The organism is Sorangium sp. So ce836 (assembly GCF_028553905.1).
Taxonomy (GTDB): Bacteria; Myxococcota_A; Polyangia; order Polyangiales; family Polyangiaceae; genus Sorangium; species Sorangium cellulosum_D.
On record NZ_CP102233.1, the window covers coordinates 4,071,331 to 4,090,277 of the forward strand.

15 protein-coding genes and 1 tRNA gene are annotated in these 18,947 nt (G+C 73.5%); 13 read left to right on the plus strand and 3 right to left on the minus strand.

Annotated features, from left to right (window positions below):
- The first annotated feature begins 2 nt into the window (after positions 1-2).
- The 3 genes from NQZ70_RS15020 to rodA are packed head-to-tail and all read left to right on the plus strand — an operon-like array spanning position 3 to position 3,612.
- Positions 3-527, plus strand: a complete 525-nt coding sequence (locus tag NQZ70_RS15020; protein ID WP_020734874.1) for a hypothetical protein — start codon at positions 3-5, stop codon at positions 525-527.
- The gene (gene mrdA / locus NQZ70_RS15025) at positions 524-2,479 is read left to right on the plus strand and encodes a penicillin-binding protein 2 (protein WP_129574819.1); all 1,956 of its coding nucleotides are present in this window, start codon (positions 524-526) and stop codon (positions 2,477-2,479) included. The genes NQZ70_RS15020 and mrdA overlap by 4 nt, the downstream gene beginning before the upstream one ends.
- On the plus strand, positions 2,476-3,612 hold the full coding sequence (rodA, locus tag NQZ70_RS15030; RefSeq protein ID WP_129574820.1) for a rod shape-determining protein RodA: 1,137 nt from the start codon (positions 2,476-2,478) through the stop codon (positions 3,610-3,612). Before mrdA ends, rodA begins: the two co-directional genes overlap by 4 nt.
- A gap of 33 nt (positions 3,613-3,645) precedes the next feature.
- Here rodA and NQZ70_RS15035 read toward each other — a convergent pair whose 3' ends face one another.
- From NQZ70_RS15035 to NQZ70_RS15045, 3 genes are all read right to left on the minus strand, one after another.
- Positions 3,646-4,947 carry an ATP/GTP-binding protein gene (locus tag NQZ70_RS15035; protein ID WP_129574821.1) on the minus strand — a complete coding sequence of 434 codons (1,302 nt, stop codon included), beginning with the start codon at positions 4,945-4,947 and terminating at the stop codon, positions 3,646-3,648.
- Between the two features lie 111 nt (positions 4,948-5,058).
- Entirely contained in the window at positions 5,059-5,763 is a 705-nt protein-coding gene (locus NQZ70_RS15040) for a PA14 domain-containing protein (RefSeq protein WP_129574822.1), read from the minus strand.
- Positions 5,764-5,866: 103 nt separating this feature from the next.
- A complete protein-coding gene (locus NQZ70_RS15045; RefSeq protein WP_129574823.1) occupies positions 5,867-6,856 on the minus strand; it encodes a rhomboid family intramembrane serine protease in 990 nt (329 codons plus the stop codon).
- 336 nt (positions 6,857-7,192) lie between these two features.
- Between NQZ70_RS15045 and NQZ70_RS15050 the strand changes: the two genes are divergently transcribed.
- From NQZ70_RS15050 to NQZ70_RS15095, 10 genes are all read left to right on the plus strand, one after another.
- Positions 7,193-7,867 carry an RNA polymerase sigma factor gene (locus NQZ70_RS15050; protein ID WP_237245320.1) on the plus strand — a complete coding sequence of 225 codons (675 nt, stop codon included), beginning with the start codon at positions 7,193-7,195 and terminating at the stop codon, positions 7,865-7,867.
- On the plus strand, positions 7,864-8,733 hold the full coding sequence (locus NQZ70_RS15055; protein ID WP_129574825.1) for a hypothetical protein: 870 nt from the start codon (positions 7,864-7,866) through the stop codon (positions 8,731-8,733). The genes NQZ70_RS15050 and NQZ70_RS15055 overlap by 4 nt, the downstream gene beginning before the upstream one ends.
- Positions 8,733-9,335: a hypothetical protein gene (locus NQZ70_RS15060; RefSeq protein WP_129574826.1), complete on the plus strand. Its 603-nt coding sequence runs from the start codon at positions 8,733-8,735 to the stop codon at positions 9,333-9,335. Before NQZ70_RS15055 ends, NQZ70_RS15060 begins: the two co-directional genes overlap by 1 nt.
- 95 nt (positions 9,336-9,430) lie before the next feature.
- Complete coding sequence (locus tag NQZ70_RS15065; RefSeq protein ID WP_272828408.1) at positions 9,431-11,239, plus strand: DnaJ domain-containing protein; 1,809 nt, start codon at positions 9,431-9,433, stop codon at positions 11,237-11,239.
- A gap of 162 nt (positions 11,240-11,401) precedes the next feature.
- The gene (gene dnaK / locus NQZ70_RS15070) at positions 11,402-13,231 is read left to right on the plus strand and encodes a molecular chaperone DnaK (protein WP_129574827.1); all 1,830 of its coding nucleotides are present in this window, start codon (positions 11,402-11,404) and stop codon (positions 13,229-13,231) included.
- Positions 13,232-13,265: 34 nt separating this feature from the next.
- Positions 13,266-14,597 carry a hypothetical protein gene (locus NQZ70_RS15075; protein ID WP_129574828.1) on the plus strand — a complete coding sequence of 444 codons (1,332 nt, stop codon included), beginning with the start codon at positions 13,266-13,268 and terminating at the stop codon, positions 14,595-14,597.
- Positions 14,598-14,705: 108 nt separating this feature from the next.
- The gene (locus NQZ70_RS15080; protein WP_129574829.1) at positions 14,706-16,769 is read left to right on the plus strand and encodes a M1 family metallopeptidase; all 2,064 of its coding nucleotides are present in this window, start codon (positions 14,706-14,708) and stop codon (positions 16,767-16,769) included.
- Positions 16,766-17,731: a hypothetical protein gene (locus NQZ70_RS15085; protein WP_129574830.1), complete on the plus strand. Its 966-nt coding sequence runs from the start codon at positions 16,766-16,768 to the stop codon at positions 17,729-17,731. The genes NQZ70_RS15080 and NQZ70_RS15085 overlap by 4 nt, the downstream gene beginning before the upstream one ends.
- Positions 17,732-17,905: 174 nt before the next feature.
- Positions 17,906-17,978: transfer RNA gene (locus NQZ70_RS15090), tRNA-Phe, on the plus strand.
- A gap of 347 nt (positions 17,979-18,325) precedes the next feature.
- Complete coding sequence (locus NQZ70_RS15095) at positions 18,326-18,811, plus strand: PleD family two-component system response regulator (protein ID WP_129574831.1); 486 nt, start codon at positions 18,326-18,328, stop codon at positions 18,809-18,811.
- Positions 18,812-18,947: the final 136 nt, after the last annotated feature.

Below are 18,947 nucleotides of genomic sequence, written 5' to 3' on the forward strand. Positions count from 1 at the left end.
CGATGAGAAACTCCGCGTTCCTGGCGATGGGGGCCGCCCTGCTGATCGTTCAGTCGAACCTCTTCCGGCTCATCGGCAAGCTGAACATCCCGGGCTCGACGCCGAGCCTGCTTCTGCCGCTCGTCGTGTTCATGGGGGTGCACGAGTACTCGATCGCGCGCGGCGCGGCGCTCGCGTTCCTGCTCGGCTACCTGCTCGATCTCTTCACCGGCGCGCCCGTCGGTCTGTTCACCTTCATCACCGTGGCGACCTTCGTCGTGTCGCGGGCGGCCGGCGTGCGGCTCGCCGCGCAGACGCTGCTCACGAAGATCGCCCTGGCCTTCGTCTTCGGCCTCGTCGAGGGGGTGCTCATCGTGATCCTCACCGCCATCTTCGGGGGCGACGCGGCGCGCCCCCGCGCGCTCGCCTTGCTCGTCGCGCCGCACGCGGTCTCGACCGCGCTCTTCGCGCCGTTCGTCTTCCGGCTGGCCGAGCGCGTGCACCAGGCGACGATCAACGTCCCGCGGCCGGGGGAGAGCCCGCGGTGAGCCTCCTCGTCCAGCGCTCCGACGTGAGCGAGTTCCGCCGGCGCTTCCGGTGGATCGCGCTCGGCATGGTCGTCGGCTTCATGGTGCTCGTCGGGCGCCTCTTCTACCTCCAGATCCTCGAGGTCGACGAGAACAAGGCGATCGCCCGCGAGAACATCGTGCGGCGGGTGACGCTCGCGACCACGCGCGGCATCATCCGGGACAAGAACGGCAAGGTGCTCGCTGCGAGCCGGCCCGCGTACAACGTGTACGTCGTTCCGCGGCGCCTCGACATGGAGACGACCTGGCCGAAGGTCGTCGAGTACCTCGGCGTCGGCATCGAGGAGCGGGCGCGGCTCGAGGCGCTCATCACCTCGATCCGCGCCGACGACGGCCCGCGCAAGAACCAGCAGATCCTGCTGAAGGAGGACATCTCGCGCGACGCCGTGGCGACCCTGGCCACGCACGACGCCGAGCTGCCGGGGGTCGACGTGGTGCCGGTCCCGGTGCGCTACTACCCCTACGAGGAGGTCGGCTCGCACGTGCTCGGCTACATGGCCGAGGTGGACGCCGAGCGGCTCGCGTCGCTCCGGAGCGTCGGCTACATCGAGGGCGACCGCATCGGCGTCACCGGGATCGAGCGCGCCTGGGAGAGCTACCTCCGCGGCACGCGCGGCTGGGAGAAGGTGCTCGTCGACGCCAAGGGGCGGCGCCGGACGGGCGGCGACGGCATCATCGAGGAGCCGCGGCGGGTCGATCCCATCCCCGGGCGCGACCTCCGGCTGACGCTCGACGCAGACATCCAGAAGGCGATCGACAAGGCGATGCGCGGGGAGCTCGCCGGCGGCGTCGCGGTCGTCGACGTGCGCACCGGGAGGATCCTCGGGCTCTACTCGAAGCCCGGCTACAACCCGAACGCGCTCTCGGGCGGCTCGGGCAAGCAGGTCATCCGCGACGCCTTCCGGCGGCTCTACTCCGATCCGCTGAAGCCCGCCCTCGACAAGACGCTCTCCGGCGCGTACCCGCCCGGCTCTACCTTCAAGCCGTTCACCGCGCTGGCGGCGCTCGAGAAGGGGCTCATCGATCCCCGGCAGTCGACGCGGTGCCGGGGCGCGCTGACGTTCGGCAAGCGCACCTTCCGGTGCACGCACGTGCACGGGCCGGTCGCGATGCAGAAGGCGATCGCCGAGTCGTGCAACGTCTACTTCTACAAGCTCGCCGCGGAGTACGGCGTCGGCATGGACGTCATCGCCGAGATGGGCCAGCGCTACGGGCTCGGCGCGCGGACGGGGCTCGGCATCAACGCCGAGGCGGGCGGCAGGATGCCGACCCGGGCGTGGATGACGCTCCGGAACAAGGGCCAGTTCCGCCTCGGGTTCGGCCTGAACGCGGCGATCGGCCAGGGCGCGACGACGGTCACCGTGCTCCAGCTCGCGCTCGCGTACGCGGCGCTCGCGAACGGCGGCACGCTCTACCAGCCGCAGATCGTGCGCGCCGTCGAGACGAGCGCCGGCACGGTCGTGCAGGAGTTCACGCCGCGCGTGCGCCGCCAGATCGACATCCGGCCGGAGAACCTCACCCTCGTGCACCGGGCGATGGTCGCCGGCGTGAACGAGGAGGGCGGCACGGCCTTCAAGGCGCGCGTCGCCGGCGTCGAGATGGCAGGCAAGACCGGGACCGCGCAGGTCTCGCACCGGCTCACGCGCGGCGTCGAGGCCGAGCGGGTCTGGTATTTCAACCGCGAGCACGCCTGGTTCGCCGGCTACGCGCCGGCGCGCGCGCCCGAGGTGGCCGTGGTCGTTCTGGTCGAGCACGGCGGCACGGGCGGCAAGCACGCGGCGCCGGTCGCCTTCGAGGTCGTCCGCGCGTACCAGGAGCTTGCGAAGGAGCGGCGCGGCGGCCCGAACGAGGGGCCGCGCGCGGGCAAGAGCAGCGCGGGCCGCGCGCCCGCCGCGTCGGGGCGCACGCCATGATCCGGGGCGACTCTCTCTCCTCTCGCGATCGCGACCACTTCGACTGGCCGCTCTTCATCGCCGCGGTCTCCATCGCGGTGCTCGGCGTCGTCAACCTCTACAGCGCCACGAGCGTCTACTCCGGGGCGCGCGCGGAGCTCTACATCAGCCAGGTCTACTGGCTGTTCATGGGCGGCATCATCGGCGGCGTCCTGATCGCGATCGACTACCGGCACCTGGAGCGCCTCGGCTACGTGCTCTACACGTTCGGCGTCTTCTCGCTGGCGCTCGTGTTCGTGCTCGCGCGCGACGTGCGCGGCTCCGCGCGGTGGATCGAGTTCGGCGCGTTCCGCTTCCAGCCCAGCGAGTTCATGAAGGTGTTCCTGGTCATCGCGCTGGCGAAGTTCCTGCACGACGACCCGCGCAACGAGGGACGCACCCTGCGCGATCTGGCGATCCCGGCGGCGCTGACCGCGGTCCCGGCGCTGCTCGTGCTGAAGCAGCCCGATCTCGGGACGGCGCTCATCCTCGTGTTCGTCTTCCTGACGATCGCGGCGCTCACGCGCGTGCGGTGGCGGAGCGCCGCGCTGTTCGTCGTGTCCATCCTCGTGGCGCTCCCGATCGTCTGGGAGTACGTGCTGCTCGACTACCAGCGTGCCCGCGTCCTCGTGTTCCTCCACCCCGAGGAGGACCTCCTGCACCGCGGCTGGCACGCCCACCACTCGCGGGTCGCGATCGGCAACGGCGGGCTGTTCGGCAACGGGTACCTCCGGGGCACCCAGAACCAGTTCCTCTTCCTGCCGGATCAGTTCTCCGACTTCCCGTTCCCGGTCTTCGCAGAGGAGTGGGGGTTCGTCGGGGGCGTGGTGCTCGTGTGCCTCTACGCGTTCCTGGTCGTGTGGGGGATCCGCATCGCGTCGATGGCGAAGGACCGCTTCGGCGCGGTGCTCGGCGTCGGCTGCGCGGCGATCATCTTCTGGCACGCGATCATCAACATCGGCATGACCTCGGGCGTGGTGCCGGTCGTCGGCGTCGGGCTGCCCCTGTTTTCGTACGGCGGCTCGAGCGTGACCACGGTGATGGTCGCGATCGCGCTGCTCATGAGCGTGTCGATGCGCCGCTACTCCGGCGTCGCCTCGCTCGATCGGCTGTGACGGCGGCGGGGCCGCCCGCGCGCCGCTGCCGCGTCAGATCGCGCTCTCTGCGAGCCGCGCCTCGATCACGAACGCGAACGCCTTGAGCGCGTCGCGCTCGGTGACCTCGCCGCCGGCGTGCGCCCTCCGCACCGCGGCGCGGAAGCCGAGGTAGCGGCGCCCGTCCAGGCCGAGCAGCGCCGGCACCGTCGCCGGGTCGCGCGGCGCGTCGGTCGCGCCCGCGAGCTCCGCCGCCTTGGCGAGGATCCCCGAGACGAGCGCGCCGCAGCGCTCGAGCGCCACCGCGTACCGCTCGGCGGCGATGGCCGCCTCGATCTCCGCGACCGCCTCGCGCTCGGCGGTCGGCCACAGCGCGACGAACGAGAGGCCCGGCTGGGCGAGGTGCCTCGTCGCCGCGGACGGGCCGTCCGCGCGGGCCGTCGCCGGCGCCTCCGCCGACGCGGCGAGCCGCCGGGCGGCGAGCCGCAGCGACGACGGTATCCCGCGGCTCACCGGATCCCTGACGCCCGCGCTGCGCGGCGCGGCGCCGGCGCTCGGCGGGGCGGCCGCGCCGGGCGCGGCCTCGCCCTCGCTCGGGTCGCCGATCGTCGAGTTCGGGGGCATCGTCGACCACGGCCTGCTGGGCGGAGCGAGCCGCGAGATCACCGCGTCGAGCGGCGCCGACGGCGGCGGCGACGCGTCGCGCAGGGCGGTGACGAGCCCGCCCTCGATCGCGTCGAACCCGCCGAGCCCGCTCCCCATCGCGTCGGGCAGGCGGCTCTCGAAGGCGCGCAGCACCGTGGCGCTGATCTCCTCGAGCCCCTCGTAGAGCCCGAGCCCCGTCTTCGCCGAGGTGGCCAGCGAGACGGCGCGGAACGGGTTCAACATCGCGTCGAGCTCCTCCAGGGGGAGGAGGTCCGGCAGATCGCGCTTGTTGTGCTGGAAGACGAGCGGGACATGCTGCAGCTCCCGCCCCTGCTCGGCCAGGTTCTCGCGCAGGTTCTCCAGACTCTCCACGTTCGCGTCGGCGCGGACGGCCTGCGAGTCGCTGACGAACACGATGCCGTCGGCGCCCGTGAGCACCAGCTTGCGGGTCGCGTTGAAGTAGACCTGCCCGGGCACCGTGAAGAGCTGGAGCCGCACGTTCATCCCGCGCAGCTGGGGGAGCCGGACCGGCAGGAAGTCGAAGTAGAGCGTCCGGTCGACCGGGGTCGCGAGCGAGACGAGCTTGCCGCGGTACTCGGGCTTCGCCGTGGCGTGCAGGTACTCCAGGGTGGTCGTCTTGCCGCCCAGGCCGGGCCCGTAATAGACGATCTTGAAGACGAGCTCGCGCGACAGTGGGTTCACCGACGCCATGGGCGGCGGCGACGATACACGAAAAGGGGATCGAGGGCGCCGGGGCGTGCGCGGGCACGCGTCAGGGCGGCCCAGCCGGGCTCCGGCAGGCCGGCCCGGCGCGGCCCAGCGTCATCGGACCCCGACGAGCGGCTCGAGCTTGTCCTTCTGGCCCACCTGCAGCATGAGCGCGACCTGGCCCCGCTGCGCCTGGAAGTAGTCGAGCCGCAGCCGGTGCGTCCCCTCGGTGAGCCGCGCCTCGCCGTCCGTGGTCTTCGCGCTGTGGACCCCGTCGTTCGCGAGCACGCGCTTGTCGTCGATGTAGAGGATCGCGCCGTCGTCCGAGGTGAGCCGGAGCTGGTACACGCCCTCCTCGGGCGCCTTGAACTCGCCCTCGAAGCGGATCGCGAACCACTCGTTCTGCGCGAGCGCGCCCGGGAAGCCGCCGGAGAAGTCCTGCGACTTCACCTCGAACTTGTCGGTGTACAGCACCGCGAACGGCACGAGCCCGTCGAAGCTCGGGAGCTTCTGGCTGTTCTCGGGGATCACGTACGCGAGCCCCCGGAAGGCGCCGCCCTCCCCGTTGCCGAACGCGATCGGGGCGGTGATGCGCGGGGCGCCTTGCGTGGGCAGGCGCCACTTCGCGGTCTTGCGGCGCGCCGGCTCCGGATCGGGCTTGGCCGGCTTGCGCGACCGGGAGGCCGTCTTGGCGGGGGGAGGGGGGGGCGGCGGCGACGTCTCTGCCGGCTTGCTGCCGCTCTGGATGGTGACATGGCAGCCGCAGAGGAGGGACGCGGCGAGCACGCACGAGGCGATGCGCGATGAGGTTCGGACCATGACGTCTCCTGAGAGGGAACGGACGGTCCCGCCCGCCCCCACGTGAATGCGACGATGGCGCTTAGACGGTCGGGCAGGGCGCGGCAATCAGCGTCACGCCTCGTCAGGGGCGCCCGGCGCGGGCGGCCCCGCCGGCCGCGGGGCCCGGAGCGCTCCCCGCGGCGGCGCCCCCGGGCGCGTCGCGCCCCTCGCGCCCTAGCGCCTCGAGCCGCGAGAGCCCGTCGATCGACGCCGCGGCACGCCAGAGCGGCGAGCGCTGGGCGAGCCCGAGCGCGGCGACGCAGGCGAGCACGCCGGCGAGCGCGCCGACGTTCATCACGCCCTCGAGCCTCCGCCGCGCCGGGCCCGCGTAGCTCAGCCCGAGCAGCGCGCCGCTGACCAGGCCCCCGATGTGCGCCGCGTTGTTGATGCGGATGCCCGTGTTCGACGCGTTCACGACGAAGCCGAAGAGGACGATGTAGAACACGGCCTGGAGCGCGAGGTCCTTCCAGCGCGGGTCGCGGCGGCGGAGCAGCCAGCCGAGCAAGAGGCCCATCACGCCGAACACCGCGCCGCTCGCGCCCGCCGTGCACACGACCTCGGGCTGCACGAAGACGTTCCAGGCTGCGCTCGCGGCGAAGCCGACCAGGCCCGTGAGCACGTAGGCGATCGCGAACCGCGCCGAGCCGACGGCGGGCTCCGCGGCGCGGGCGAGCATGACGAGCGTCATCATGTTCATGCCGAAGTGGAGGACGCCCATGTGGACGAACACCGCGGAGAGCAGGCGGAACGGCTCGAACGGGGCGCCGGGCACGATGAGGAGCGCGCCGAAGCGGAGATAGTTCGACGCGTCCCACGCCGAGAGCAGGCCGAGATCCCGGGAATGCGCGGCGACGAGCTGCCCGACGAAGACGAACGACGTGAGCGCGCCGAGGATCTTTGTCGCCAGCAGGCTCCGCCCGTCGAGGAGCCCCCGCGCCGGCGGGGCGTGGACGGCGGGCGCGAGCAGCGGCGCGCCGCAGCGGATGCAGCGGCTGAAGTCGCTCCCGTTGAGGGCGCCGCAGCGCGCGCAGTTCAGCGAGCGCCGCCGCTCGCCGGACGGCCCCGCCGTCACAGGCCGGTCCCGACCCGCCGCCCGACCCGGAGGCGTGCGCGAGACCTGAACGTTGTATCGAGGGTCACGAGGGCTCCTTTCACGGCGGACGCTCCGCGCCAAGGCCGGCACGATCGAGCGCTCCGCGCCGAGGCCGGCACAATGTGGAGTCTTCGGGCCGTAAGGTCCACGGCTTTGGGCCGTTGTCGAGGTGTGAATGCGGCACCCCTCCCGCGCTCGGCCCCCGCCGCCGCGTGGCGCCCGCGCGGCGGCGCGGGGCGCCGGCCGGGCGGCGCGCCCGCGTTCCTCCACGGCCGGGGGGCGCGCCGCCCCGCCGCGGGCGCAAGGTGGACACCGGTGCGGACCGCGCCACGTCCGGGTATCGTCGCCGTCGTGACCGCGGCGGCAGCAGCGAGGCCCGATCTCGAGGCGGAGCGCCTGCAGTGCGAGCGCGCGGCGCAGGGCGATCGCGCCGCGCTCGGCCAGCTGCTCCGCAAGTACGGTCCCTCGCTCTACCGCGCGGTGCTCCTGCCCCGCCTCGGCTCCGACGCGGCCGCGCAAGACGCGCTGGCCGAGACGTACGCGCGCGTGGTCGAGCGGTTCTCCCAGTTCCAATGGCAGAGCTGCGGCATCTACCCTTGGCTCCGCGTGATCGCGCTGCGCATCGCGCTCGACATGCTCCGCGCGCGCCGCCGCGAGGCGCTCTTCGAGCCGGAGGATCTGCAGCGCGAGATCGACGCCGCCGAGACCGATCTCACCGCCCGCGGCGAGGTCGAGCTCTGCGAGAAGCGCGACCTCGCCGACGCGCGGGCGCGGGTCGAGGACGCGCTCGCGCGCCTCAACCCGCGCTACGCCGAGGCGATCCGGCTCCGGGTGCTCGAGGAGCGGCCCCGCGACGAGGTGGCCCTCGCGCTCGGCGTCAGCGTGGCCACGTTCGACGTCGTCCTGCACCGCGCCATGACCGCGCTGAAGAAGGTGCTCGCCGCGGGGGTTGCCGCGCCGCGCGCGGAGCTTAAGGAAGGGGCGCGATGAAGCCGCGGCGGCCCTCGGATCCGCGCCCCCCGCCGACCGGAGACGGGCCCGTGGAGCGCCGCGGCGGCCCGGATCGCGGCCGTCGGCTCGCGCTCGTCGCGCCCGGGGCGGCGCCGCGCGCGCCCGAGGCGGAGCCGCTCGCGCCCGCGTCCGAGGGCGAGCGCCGCGCCGCGCGGGAGCTCGCGGAGGCGCTCGATCGCGGCGAGGTCCCGCTCGCGGCGGCCCTCCGGGCCGCGGCCCGGCCCGGAGGGCTCGACCGGGCGGACCACGAAGCGCTGCTCGCGCGCGCGCTCGGCGACGAGGGCGCGCCGCCGACCAAGGCCGAGCTGCGCGCCGCCGAGCGCCTGCGCGAGGCGCTCGATCCCGGCGCCGCCGGCGGGGCCGGGTCCGGGCGGGGCGGCAGCTCCGGCGAGCTCGCCTCGCCCGGCGCGCGCGACGAGCTCGCGGAGCTCGCCGCCGCGCTCCGGGCCGCGTGGCGCCCGGCGCCCCTCGCGGAGCTCCGGAACCGCGCGCTCGTCGAGGGGGCCCTCCGCACCGCGCCCGCGCCGCGCGCCCGGCGCATCGCGCCGGTCACGATGGCGGCGCTCTCGACCCTCGCCGCGGCGGCGGCCGCCGCCGCGCTGATCTTCGGCCAGCTCCGGGAAGAGCGCGCCTCGGTCGCGCGCGCGCCCGGGGCGGCGGCCGCGCCGGTCGGGGCGGCCGCGCCTCGGCTCCCGCTCATCGAGGCGCGATCGACCACCGCGCTCTTCGATCCGGCCGCGCCGTTTCCGAGGGAGGGCGGCCAGACCGAGCGGATCGATCGCATCGCCGCCGCGCGCGCGTCGGATCTGCGCCAGAACCGCTATGCGGCGTGGGGAGTGCGCTGATGTGGAGCGCGCGCCTCCTCGCCGCCTTCCTGGGGCTCCTCACGGCGGCGCACCTCGGGTGCGCCCGAGACGACGAGCCGGCGCGCGCCGGCGCGGCCCCGGGCGATCCGGCGTGCGCGTGCGCCCCGGCGCAGATCGTCGATCCCACGCTCCTCGCCTTCCTGTCCAGGGCGCGCGCGGCGCACCACGCCGCCGACGTGTCGCTCGGCGCGGGCGATCCCGTCGCTGCGATCCGCGCCCTCGAGGGGCTCATCGCCGCGCCGAGGCCGCCCGGCGCGCCGCCGGAGGCCGCCGAGGTGACCGCGGACACCTACGCCCGGCTGGCGGAGCTCCGGAGCGAGGCCGGCGACTTCGACGCCGCGGCGCGCGACGTCGACGCGGGCCTCAAGCTGGCGCCGGCGCCCTCTCATTACGAGGGCCACCTCTACGAGGTCGCGGGCGTGGTCGAGGAGCGCCGCGCGAAGGCGCTCGACGAGAAGGGGGATCGCGAGGCGGCGGCGCAGGCCCGCGCGCGCGCGGTCGGCCTGCTGGAGCGGGCGATCTCGATCCAGGATCACGTTATTACCGAGGCTCTGAAGGGCGCCCAGGAAAACCCGCGCTGAAGCGCGCGACCGCCGTGGTCTCCAATTGCGACGGGCGAGCGTTCCTCGCTAGACTCGGCCGGAGGGGGCCGCTGCCCGACGCGATGACGCTCCGTGTGCCAAGGCCGAAACCCGGGTACGATGTCAAATCGCTCCCGCTGAAACCCGCGGACGCGTTCCTCCTGTCCCGGATCGACGGCGTCCTGACCGATCGGGATCTGTCCTTGATCACGGGCATGTCGCACGGCGACACCGTCGAGGCGCTGCGCCGCCTGCGCGAGTTCGGCGCGATCCTCCTGGACGGCGAGCCCTCGGGCCCGCCTCCGCAGCGGGGCGTGGCCGACGCTGCGCGGCGCGGGGTGGACACGGAGCGGCCGATGGCGTCCGGCGGCGAGCCCTTCCCGCTCGGCCGCGACGCGCTCCAGCAGGCGGAGTCCCCGCCGCTCTACGATCCTGCCGAGCTCGACGAGCCGGTCGAGCTCGCCCCGGACCGGAAGCGGCGGATCCTCGACCTCTACTACCGGCTCGAGGATCTCAGCTATTACGCGCTGCTCGGCGTCGCGGATCAGGCGGACAAGAAGCAGATCAAGAGCGCCTATTACCAGCTCGCGCCGGAGTTCCATCCGGACACCTACTTCCGCAAGCAGCTAGGCTCGTACAAGCAGAAGATCGAGGCCATCTTCACGCGCATCACGCTGGCGCACGACACGCTGACGTCGAAGCAGCGGCGCGCCGAGTACGACGCGTACCTCGAGCAGACCCACAAGAACCGGGCGATGGCGGCGCTGATCGAGCAGACGCCCCGCGACATCGCCACGATCACCACCGCCGTCGACGCCTCGGTGCGCGCCGCGTTCGCCGATCCGCGCGACGTGGTCGGGTCGCCCGGGCGTTACTCCTCCGAGCGGACCCCCGCGGAGCAGGCCCCCGCCGCGGCGTTCGCCCGGGCAGCGGCGCCGGCGCAGCCGTCCCCTGAGGCGAGCTCGCCGGACGGCGCGGGTAAGCCGGCGCGGAGCGCGGCGGCGATCGCGCCGGACCCGGGGGGCGCGCCGGCGCGGAGCGCGGCGGCGACCATGCCCGTCGCGTCCGCCCCCAGCGCGAAGGATCGGCGCGAGATGTTCGCGCGCAAGCTCACTGGAGGCCTGCGGCGCGGTCCGGCGGGCGCGCCCGCTGCGGCGTCTGCGGCGGCGGCGACGGCGCCGGCCGCGTCGGTGGCGACGGCGCCGGCCGCGTCGGTGGCGACGGCGCCGGCCGCGTCGGTGGCGACGGCGCCTGTCGCGGGGGCGGCGGTGTCGAGGCCCGCGGGCGGCGTACGCTCGCCCGAGTCGATGCGGGCGGTCGAGGTGCTCAAGGCGCGCTACGATTCCGCCCGGAACGAGGCCGTCCGCAACCAGATCGCGCGGTACTCCGAGGCGGCCCGGGGCGCGCTCGAGCGGAACGACTACGCGAGCGCGGCCAACGCGTACCGGATCGCCGCGTCGCTCGCGCCAGAGGACGCCGCGCTCCAGAAGGCGTCGGCCGACGTGCAGCGCCTCGCGGCGGTGGCGCTGGCGGACGGTTACCTCAAGCAGGCCCAGTACGAGGCACAGAACGGGCGCTGGGTCGAGGCGGCGCTGAGCTATGCGAAGGTGTGCAACGGTCGCCCCGACGACGCCAGCGCGCACGAGCGGGTCGCCTATGCGACGCTCCAGGCCGGGGAGAACACGCGTCGGGCGGTGGAGTTCGCGCGTCGGGCGGTGGAGCTCGTGCCCTCCTCGGTGGAATACCGGCTGACGCTCGCGCTCTCGTACGCGGCCGCGGGGCTCACGAAGAGCGCGAACGGCGAGTTCGACCGAGCTGCCGAGCTCGCGGGGAGCGACGCCAGGCTGCGCGGCCTCATCGCCCAGACGCGCGACCAGGCCAAGAGGCACGGGAAGCAAGTCTAGCGCCGCGGGGCGCAGCCGGGTCGGGCCGGCGGCGGCGCCTTCCGGAGCGGGCCGCGCACGATTGGCCCGCTCGGCACCGCGAAACGGTCTAGCATCGTGACCTCGGCGGCCGTTCGGGCCGAAGATCACAAGCCGAAGATCACAAGAGGAGCAGCGGCATCGATGGAGCGTGTCATCGGCATTGACCTTGGCACCACGAACTCGTGCGTTGCCATCGTCGAGGAGGGCGTCCCGACCGTCATCCCGAATCGCGGTGGGTACAAGACGACGCCGTCCATGGTCGCGATCACCGAGGCCGGCAAGCGGCTCTGCGGGCACATCGCGAAGCGGCAGGCGATCACCAACGCCGAGAACACGGTCTACGCCGCGAAGCGGCTGATCGGTCGGAAGTGGTCGTCCCCGCAGGTGAAGAACGCGATCCTGACAGCCTCGTACAAGATCGTCGAGGGCCCGCACGGCGACGTCCGCATCCAGCTGCGCGACAAGACGTACTCGGTCCCCGAGATCAGCGCGATGGTCCTCCAGGAGATGAAGCTGTTCGCCGAGGACTACCTCAACGAGCCGGTCTCGAAGGCGGTGATCACCGTCCCCGCCTACTTCAACGACAACCAGCGGCAGGCGACGAAGGACGCGGGTCAGATCGCGGGGCTCGACGTCATCCGCATCGTCAACGAGCCGACGGCGGCGGCGCTCGCGTACGGGTTCGGCAAGAACGTCGAGAAGACGATCGCCGTCTTCGACCTCGGCGGCGGCACGTTCGACATCTCCGTGCTCGAGATCGGCGCGGGCGGCGTCTTCAAGGTCATCGCCACCGCGGGCGACACGTTCCTCGGCGGCGAGGATTTCGACGCGCGGGTCATCGACTGGCTCGTGCAGGGCTTCAAGGAGCAGCACGACGTCGACCTGCGGCAGGACAGGATGGCGCTCCAGCGGCTCAAGGACGCGGCCGAGAAGGCGAAGTGCGAGCTGTCCAGCGTGCTCGAGACCGAGATCAACCTGCCGTTCATCATCTCGAGCGCGCGGAACGAGGCGCTCCACCTCCAGCGCACGCTCTCGCGGGCCATGCTCCAGGACCTGTGCGAGGACCTCGTCGAGCGGTGCATCGAGATCTGCAGCCAGACGCTCGAGGACGCGCGGCTCGATCGCGACGAGATCGAGGACGTCGTGCTCGTCGGCGGCATGACGCGCATGCCGCGGGTGCAGGAGGCCGTGCGCGACTTCTTCGAGCGCGAGCCGTGCAAGGGGGTGCACCCCGACGAGGTGGTCGCGCTCGGCGCGGCGGTGCAGGGCGCCGCCCTCGTGGACGAGACGAAGCAGATGATCCTGCTCGACGTCACGCCGCACGCGCTCGGCATCATGACCTTCGGGTCGAACTTCGAGGAGCTCATCCCCCAGAACACGACCGTCCCCACGAGCCGGTCGAAGATCTTCACGACGAGCCGCGACAACCAGACCGCGGTGAAGATCCTGGTCATGCAGGGCGAGCACCAGAAGGCGACGGACAACGAGCTGCTCGGCGAGTTCATCCTCACGGGCCTGCGCCGCGCCCCGAAGGGCCAGGTCGAGATCGAGGTGACGTTCGAGATCAACAGCGACGGCATCGTCTCCGTGAGCGCGAAGGATCTCGAGACCGGCCAGCAGCAGTCGATCCAGGTCACCGCGTCGAGCGGCCTCACGAAGGAGGAGGTCGGCGAGATGATGGAGGCCGCGAAGGAGTACCTCGTCGATCGCCGCGCGAGCGACCAGTTCGAGGGCGTCCGGCAGGAGGCCGAGAAGCTCATCGCCGAGATCGAGCGGATGTTCCCGCAGGTCGAGCAGATCGTGGCGTCCAGCGATTTCGGCCGCGACGCCATCGGCAAGGCGCGCGGGATCGTCGACCGCTCGCGCCAGGCCATCGGCCGGCGCGACGCGGCCGCGGTCAAGGAGCAGATGGAGGCGCTCTCGCGCACCCACCGGATGTTCAAGGGTGTCGTAGCCAGGCCACAGGGGTGAACGGTGGCCGCGATGAGGGAAGACGATGCGGTCGGTGCCGCCTGACTCCAAGACCCTGGACTCCTCCTGGGGGCACGATGAGGTGGACGAGCTCGAGGACACCCAGCCGGTCGCCTCGGAGGAGATCCTCGCGCTCACCGCGCTCGCGCGCGGGGAGCCGGGCTCGTCCCGGCTGGGGGCGACCCCGCCCTCCGGCTCGCCCCTGCCGCCGGACTCCGAGGGCAAGATCACCCTTCCGCCGCCGATCCCGGTCAGCGAGTACGTGGCAAAGATGATGACCCGCCGCTCTCATTCGAGCTCCGAGATCACCGCGCAGCGGCCGCGCCCGCCCGAGCCCCCGCCGGAGGAGTACCCGCCGGTGCCGCCGCGCAGGACGATCCCCTGGGAGCCGCCGCCCGGCAGCAGCTTCTCGAGCAGGCACGGCGCGCCCGGCCTGGAGGCCGGGCGGCTCGGGCTGGAGTGCGACGAGCCCGGGGTCCCGTCGCGGCCCGGCGGCCGGATGGGCTTCGGGTCGCTCGAGGGCGACCACGAGTTCGGGCGGGACCTCGACGACGATCTCCTGCGCGAGCCGAGCCAGCCGTACCCGCACAGCTTCGGCGAGATCGACGTCTTCGGCGGCCCTCCGGTCGACGCGCGCGACGTCCACCTCCCATCGAGCGCGCGGGGCCGCGGGTACGGCTCGGACGAGGGCGGCCCGCTGGGCATCGATTTCCGGCTCGATCTCGGCTTCGAGGAGCCGATCCCCGCCGCGGACGAGCAGCCGGTCACGCCGCCGCCCGGCACGCTCCGCTACGGCCTGATCGTGGAGGACGACGAGCCCGCCTTCCGCGGCGGGACGGGCGCGCTCGCCGGCTCCACCTCGTACCGGGTCTCCGGCGACGCGCAGGGCGGGGCGCGCCCGCCGCGCCGGACCGAGACGGATCGCGCGCCGGCGGTGATCGCGCGGGTGGACAAGGGGGTTCATTCCCGGACGACCGAGCCCCAGATGAGCGCGCCGGGGCCGCGGGAGCAGATGCAGCACCGCTTCGATCAGGGCGACTTCGGCGGCGCGCTCGTCCTCGCGGAGGGGCTGCTAGAGGAGAACCCGAAGGACTGGATGGCGCGGCAGTACGCCGACAGCTGCGTCGAGATGCTGCGCCAGATGTACCAGTCGCGCCTCGGCGACGGCTCGCGCGTGCTCCGCCTCGCGGTGCCGCCGGACCAGCTCCGCTCGCTGAACCTCGATCACCGCGCGGGCTTCTTGCTGTCGTGCATCGACGGGTACAGCTCGATCGACGAGATCCTCGACGTGTCGGGCATGCAGACGCTCGAGGCCTTGCGGCTCCTGTACGAGCTCGTGCAGGAGGGGATCGTCTGCGGCGTGTAGGCGCCGGCGTCGCCTGAGGTCCCTGTCTCGCCTCGAACCGCGCCGAGCGGGCCGCCGCGTCCGCCGACGCGCCTTTCCGCGATGACGCTGGCTCGCTAGGGTGCACCGGTGCGCACGGCTCTCCAGGCCGCTGTCGGTCTCCTCCTCGCGCTGCTCGCGGGCCGCGCGGGCGCGCCCCTCCTCGCCGCGATCGCGCTCGACGCTCCGGCGCAGCCGCCGACCGCCGCCGGCGCAGGCACCGCCGGCGCCGCGGGCGCCCTCGTCGCCGGCCACGCCGGCGCCGCGGACGCCGCCCGCGCGACGCCGCCGCCGGTGCCGGCGCCTCCCGCCGACGCCGAGCTCGCGCCGCGCGCCGATCCGATCGCGAGCTACACGCTGCGCGCGACCCTCGATCCGGCGCAGCACACGATGCGCGGCGAGGGCACGCTGGTCTGGCGGAACGCGTCGCGCGAGCCGCAGCGCGAGCTGTTCGTCCACCTCTACCTGAACGGCTTCAAGGACCAGCGCACCGTGTTCCTGAGGTCGGCCATCGGGGGCTTTCGAGGCAACGAGATCCTCAGCGATTACGGGCATATCCAGGTGACACGGTTCGCGGTCCGCGAGATGGACGGCGCGGACGTCTGGCCCCAGGGGAAACCCACGACGCCCGGCGATCCCGACGACGAGACCGACATCCGCGTCGAGCTGCCGCGGCCCGTCGCTCCGGGCGATGCGATCACGATCGATCTCGCCTGGGACGCGCGCCTGCCGTCGCTCGCGCTCAGGACGGGCCACTACGGGAGCTTTCACATGGTGGGGCAGTGGTTCCCGAAGATCGCGCGCCTCGAGCCCGACGGGACCTGGGCGCACTTCGCCTTCCACCGGCTCTCGGAGTTCTACGCCGACTTCGGGGCCTACGATGTGACCGTCGACGTCCCGGAGGGGTTCACGGTCGGCGCCACCGGCCGGCTCGTCGAGGAGCAGCGGCGGGACGGCCGCGCGATCCGGAGGTTCGTGCAGGAGGACGTACACGACTTCGCCTTCGCCGCGTGGGACCGCTTCCGCGAGGTGCGCGCGACGACCGACGAGGGCGTCGCCATCCGGTGCCTCTTCCCCGAGGGGAGCGAGCGCGAGGCGGCGCTCGAGATCGACCTGGCCCGGTTCGGCCTCGCGCACCTCGGCGCGGCGTTCGGCCGCTACCCGTACGGCACGCTCACGATCGTGCACCCGCCGGAGGGCGCCGAAGAGGCCGGCGGGATGGAGTACCCGACGCTCATCACGACCGGCGGCAGCTGGCTCTGGCCCGCGGCGGGCGTGCGCTTCGTCGAGGCGGTCACGATCCACGAGCTCGCGCACCAGTGGTTCTACGGCCTCGTCGCCACGGACGAGCACCGCTCCCCGTTCCTCGACGAAGGCCTCACCACCTACGCCGAGATCGACGCGCTCCGCGCGCGCTACGGCGACGGGTCGGCGGCGCGGCTGCCGGGGCTCGAGATCGACCTCCGGACGCAGTACCGCGCCGACGCGCTCGCGTCGGGCCAGAGCGGCGCCGTCGCGCAGCCGGCGACGAGCTTCGTCGACGGGGCGGACTACGCCGGGCTCGTGTACGGGAGGCCCGCGATCCTCCTCGCGACCCTCGCCGGCGTGTACGGCGAGGACCTCGTTCGACGGGCCGTGGGCCGCTACGCGCGCGAGAACCGGTTCGGTCACCCCGGCCCCGAGGCGCTGCTCGACGCCGTGCGGCGGGAGGTGGGCGACCCGGCGGCCGAGGCGCTCCGCGCCGGGCTCTTCGACCGCGCGTGGGTCGACTACGCGGTCGCGACGTTCCACTCGTGGCCCGCCGACGCCGCGGAGCCCGCTCCGGGCGAGGGCGGCCACGAGAGAGCGGCCTACCGCGGCCACGCCGTGGTGCGGCGCCGCGGCCCGCTCGCGCTCCCCGTCGACGTCGCCCTTCACGGCGCGGACGGCGTCGTGCAGCGGGTCCCCTGGCCGGCGCACGAGAGCGCCGCCAGGATCCCCTACGCCGGCGCCTCGCCGCTCGTCGCCGTGGTGATCGACCCCGATCGTCGGGTGCTGCTCGACGAGGACCTCGCGAACAACGCGCTCCGGGTGGACCCGGACCTCCTCGCGCCCAGCGTGCTCGCGCGCGCGAGCTTCGCCGTGGGGATCGCGCTCACGCTCCTCGGGCCATGAGCGAGCCGGCGGAGGAGGGAGCGACGGTTCCGGGCGGGGCGGCGGCCGCAGGCGCCGATCCGCCGCCCGCCCGGCCCGCCGCGCGGCGCCCCGCCGCGCACGAGCGGCTCGGCGCGGTCGGGCTCTACTTCGGCTACCGGGCGCTGGCCTCGCTGGTCGTCGCCGCGCCGCTGTCCGTCTTCGCGGCCCAGGTGGTCGGCGACCACCCGCGCGGCGACGCGATCCTGTTCGATCCCGGCGGGCTCATGCTCAGCGAGCTCGCGCGCCTCGGGGCGCGCGCCGCCGGGGCCTTCGCCGCGCAGCTCGGCGGGGGCGCCCTGCTCGCCGCCGCGCTCGGGCTGGTCCCGCTCGCGCTGCTCCTGGCCGCGCTCAGCCAGCCGGGGCCGCTCTCCGCGCAGGCCGTGGGCGGCCGCGCCGCGCGCGCCCTCGGGCCGCTCGCGCTGCTCTGGGGCGTCGCGCTCGCGGCGCAGGTCACGGCCGCCGCGCTCGTCCTGCTCCCCGGGACGAAGCTCTGCGCCGCGCTCTTCTCCGTGCCGCGCAGCCGCGACCTCGCGGCGGGGGCCGTCGCCGCGGTCGCGCTGGCGCACGTCGCGGCGATCGGCCTGCTCCACGACCTCGCGCGGGCCGCCCTCGTCGCCGAGCAGCGGGGGTTCTACACCGCCGTCGCCCGGGGCCTCGACGCGCTGCGCGCCGCGCCGCTCGCGGCCGCCTGGGCCTGCGCGTCCCGGGGCGCGCTCGCCGTCGTGGCGCTCGCCGGCGGGGCGTGGGGCGTGCACCTCGCCGGCGCCGGCACCGGCCCGCGCGTCGCCGCCGCGTTCGCCGCGCAGCTCGCGGCGCTCGCGGCCGCCGCGTATCTGCGCGCCTCCTGGCTCGCGGCCGCCCTCCGCCTGGTCGATCGCTCCGCGCCCGCGCAGGAGCTCGCGCCGAGCTCGGCGGCGGAAGCGGAAGACCCCGAGGGGTGAGCGCGCCGCGCGCCGCGCGCCGCGCGCCGCACCGGCAGCTTGCCGGCGCTCCCTCGGCCTCCGACGAAGGGCACGAGCAGGACGGGCCAAAGAATTCCTTGACATACGCCCACATCCGCGTAACGTAGCCCGCCCGTGACCGACGCCCCGGCGCAAGCGCGGGGCCCGCAGCAAGCCCAGGTAGCTCAGTTGGTAGAGCAGAGGATTGAAAATCCTCGTGTGGGCGGTTCGATTCCGTCCCTGGGCACTACCCTTTCTTTCTTGTCTCGGCGAGCAGGCGCTCGCTGCCCCTTCGTCGCACCCCTGTGTGCGCCTCTGCGCCGTCCGGCGTTGATGTTGCCGTGGACACCTGGACGACTCGGCCTTTGGTTCAGGGAGCCAGGCGGTCTCAACGGTTGGCGCGCCGCGCATCCGCCGCGCGAGGCCCGGCGGACGGTTCAGGAGTGCTTTCGCGGGTTTGGCCACATCAGGTGACAGTGGAACTTGGTTCCTGTGCGGTAGCGATCCTGGTAAGGTGACGGGGGGACCACTCGTTGCAACCTGAACACTCCGGAGGCGCCCTAGGGAACGGCGCCTCCTCATGGAGGCTCCCTCATGGCCGATCGTCGTGTCGACTCCTCGCGAAAGAGCTCTCCGGAAACGGCCTCCGCTTCCGACTCGGCGCCGCGGAGCCGGCCGTCCGCGCCAAGTAGCGAACCCAGCGCGACCGCTCGAAAGAAGAAGATCCTCGTCGTCGACGACTCGCTGACCTCGCTGCTGTCACAGCAGCTGACGCTCGGTGAGGACGACTACGACATCGTCATTGCGCGCAACGGCAAGGAGGCCATCGCGAAGGCCGTGTCGGAGCGCCCCGACCTCATCCTGATGGACGTCGTCATGCCTGCGATGGACGGCTTTCAGGCCTGCAGGTGGCTTCGCGCGTTCGACGCGACCAAGACCGTGCCGATCATCATGATGACGACGAGGAGCGATCAGACGAGCATCAAGATCGGCTTCGCCAACGGATGCACCGACTACCTCATCAAGCCTTTTGACAGCGATACGCTGCTCATGAAGGTCCGCACCCACCTCGGCGAATAGCCCCTCTCGCGTCCCCGGCGCGCGGCCGGGCGCTCCGGCGTTCCCTCTCTCCGAGAGGACCTCCACAGCACACCTCTTGCCCGCTGGGGCTCTACAGGCAGCGTCGCAGTCGACGCGAGGGCGCATCGACGGATGC

Coding starts and splice junctions, on each gene's coding strand:
- NQZ70_RS15085 (WP_129574830.1), top strand. CDS start 16,766: ATGAGCGAGCCGGCGGAGGAGGGAGCGACGGTTCCGGGCGGGGCGGCG.
- NQZ70_RS15060 (WP_129574826.1), top strand. CDS start 8,733: ATGTGGAGCGCGCGCCTCCTCGCCGCCTTCCTGGGGCTCCTCACGGCG.
- NQZ70_RS15035 (WP_129574821.1), bottom strand. CDS start 4,947: ATGGCGTCGGTGAACCCACTGTCGCGCGAGCTCGTCTTCAAGATCGTC.
- NQZ70_RS15055 (WP_129574825.1), top strand. CDS start 7,864: ATGAAGCCGCGGCGGCCCTCGGATCCGCGCCCCCCGCCGACCGGAGAC.
- rodA (WP_129574820.1), top strand. CDS start 2,476: ATGATCCGGGGCGACTCTCTCTCCTCTCGCGATCGCGACCACTTCGAC.
- NQZ70_RS15020 (WP_020734874.1), top strand. CDS start 3: ATGAGAAACTCCGCGTTCCTGGCGATGGGGGCCGCCCTGCTGATCGTT.
- NQZ70_RS15040 (WP_129574822.1), bottom strand. CDS start 5,763: ATGGTCCGAACCTCATCGCGCATCGCCTCGTGCGTGCTCGCCGCGTCC.
- NQZ70_RS15095 (WP_129574831.1), top strand. CDS start 18,326: ATGGCCGATCGTCGTGTCGACTCCTCGCGAAAGAGCTCTCCGGAAACG.
- dnaK (WP_129574827.1), top strand. CDS start 11,402: ATGGAGCGTGTCATCGGCATTGACCTTGGCACCACGAACTCGTGCGTT.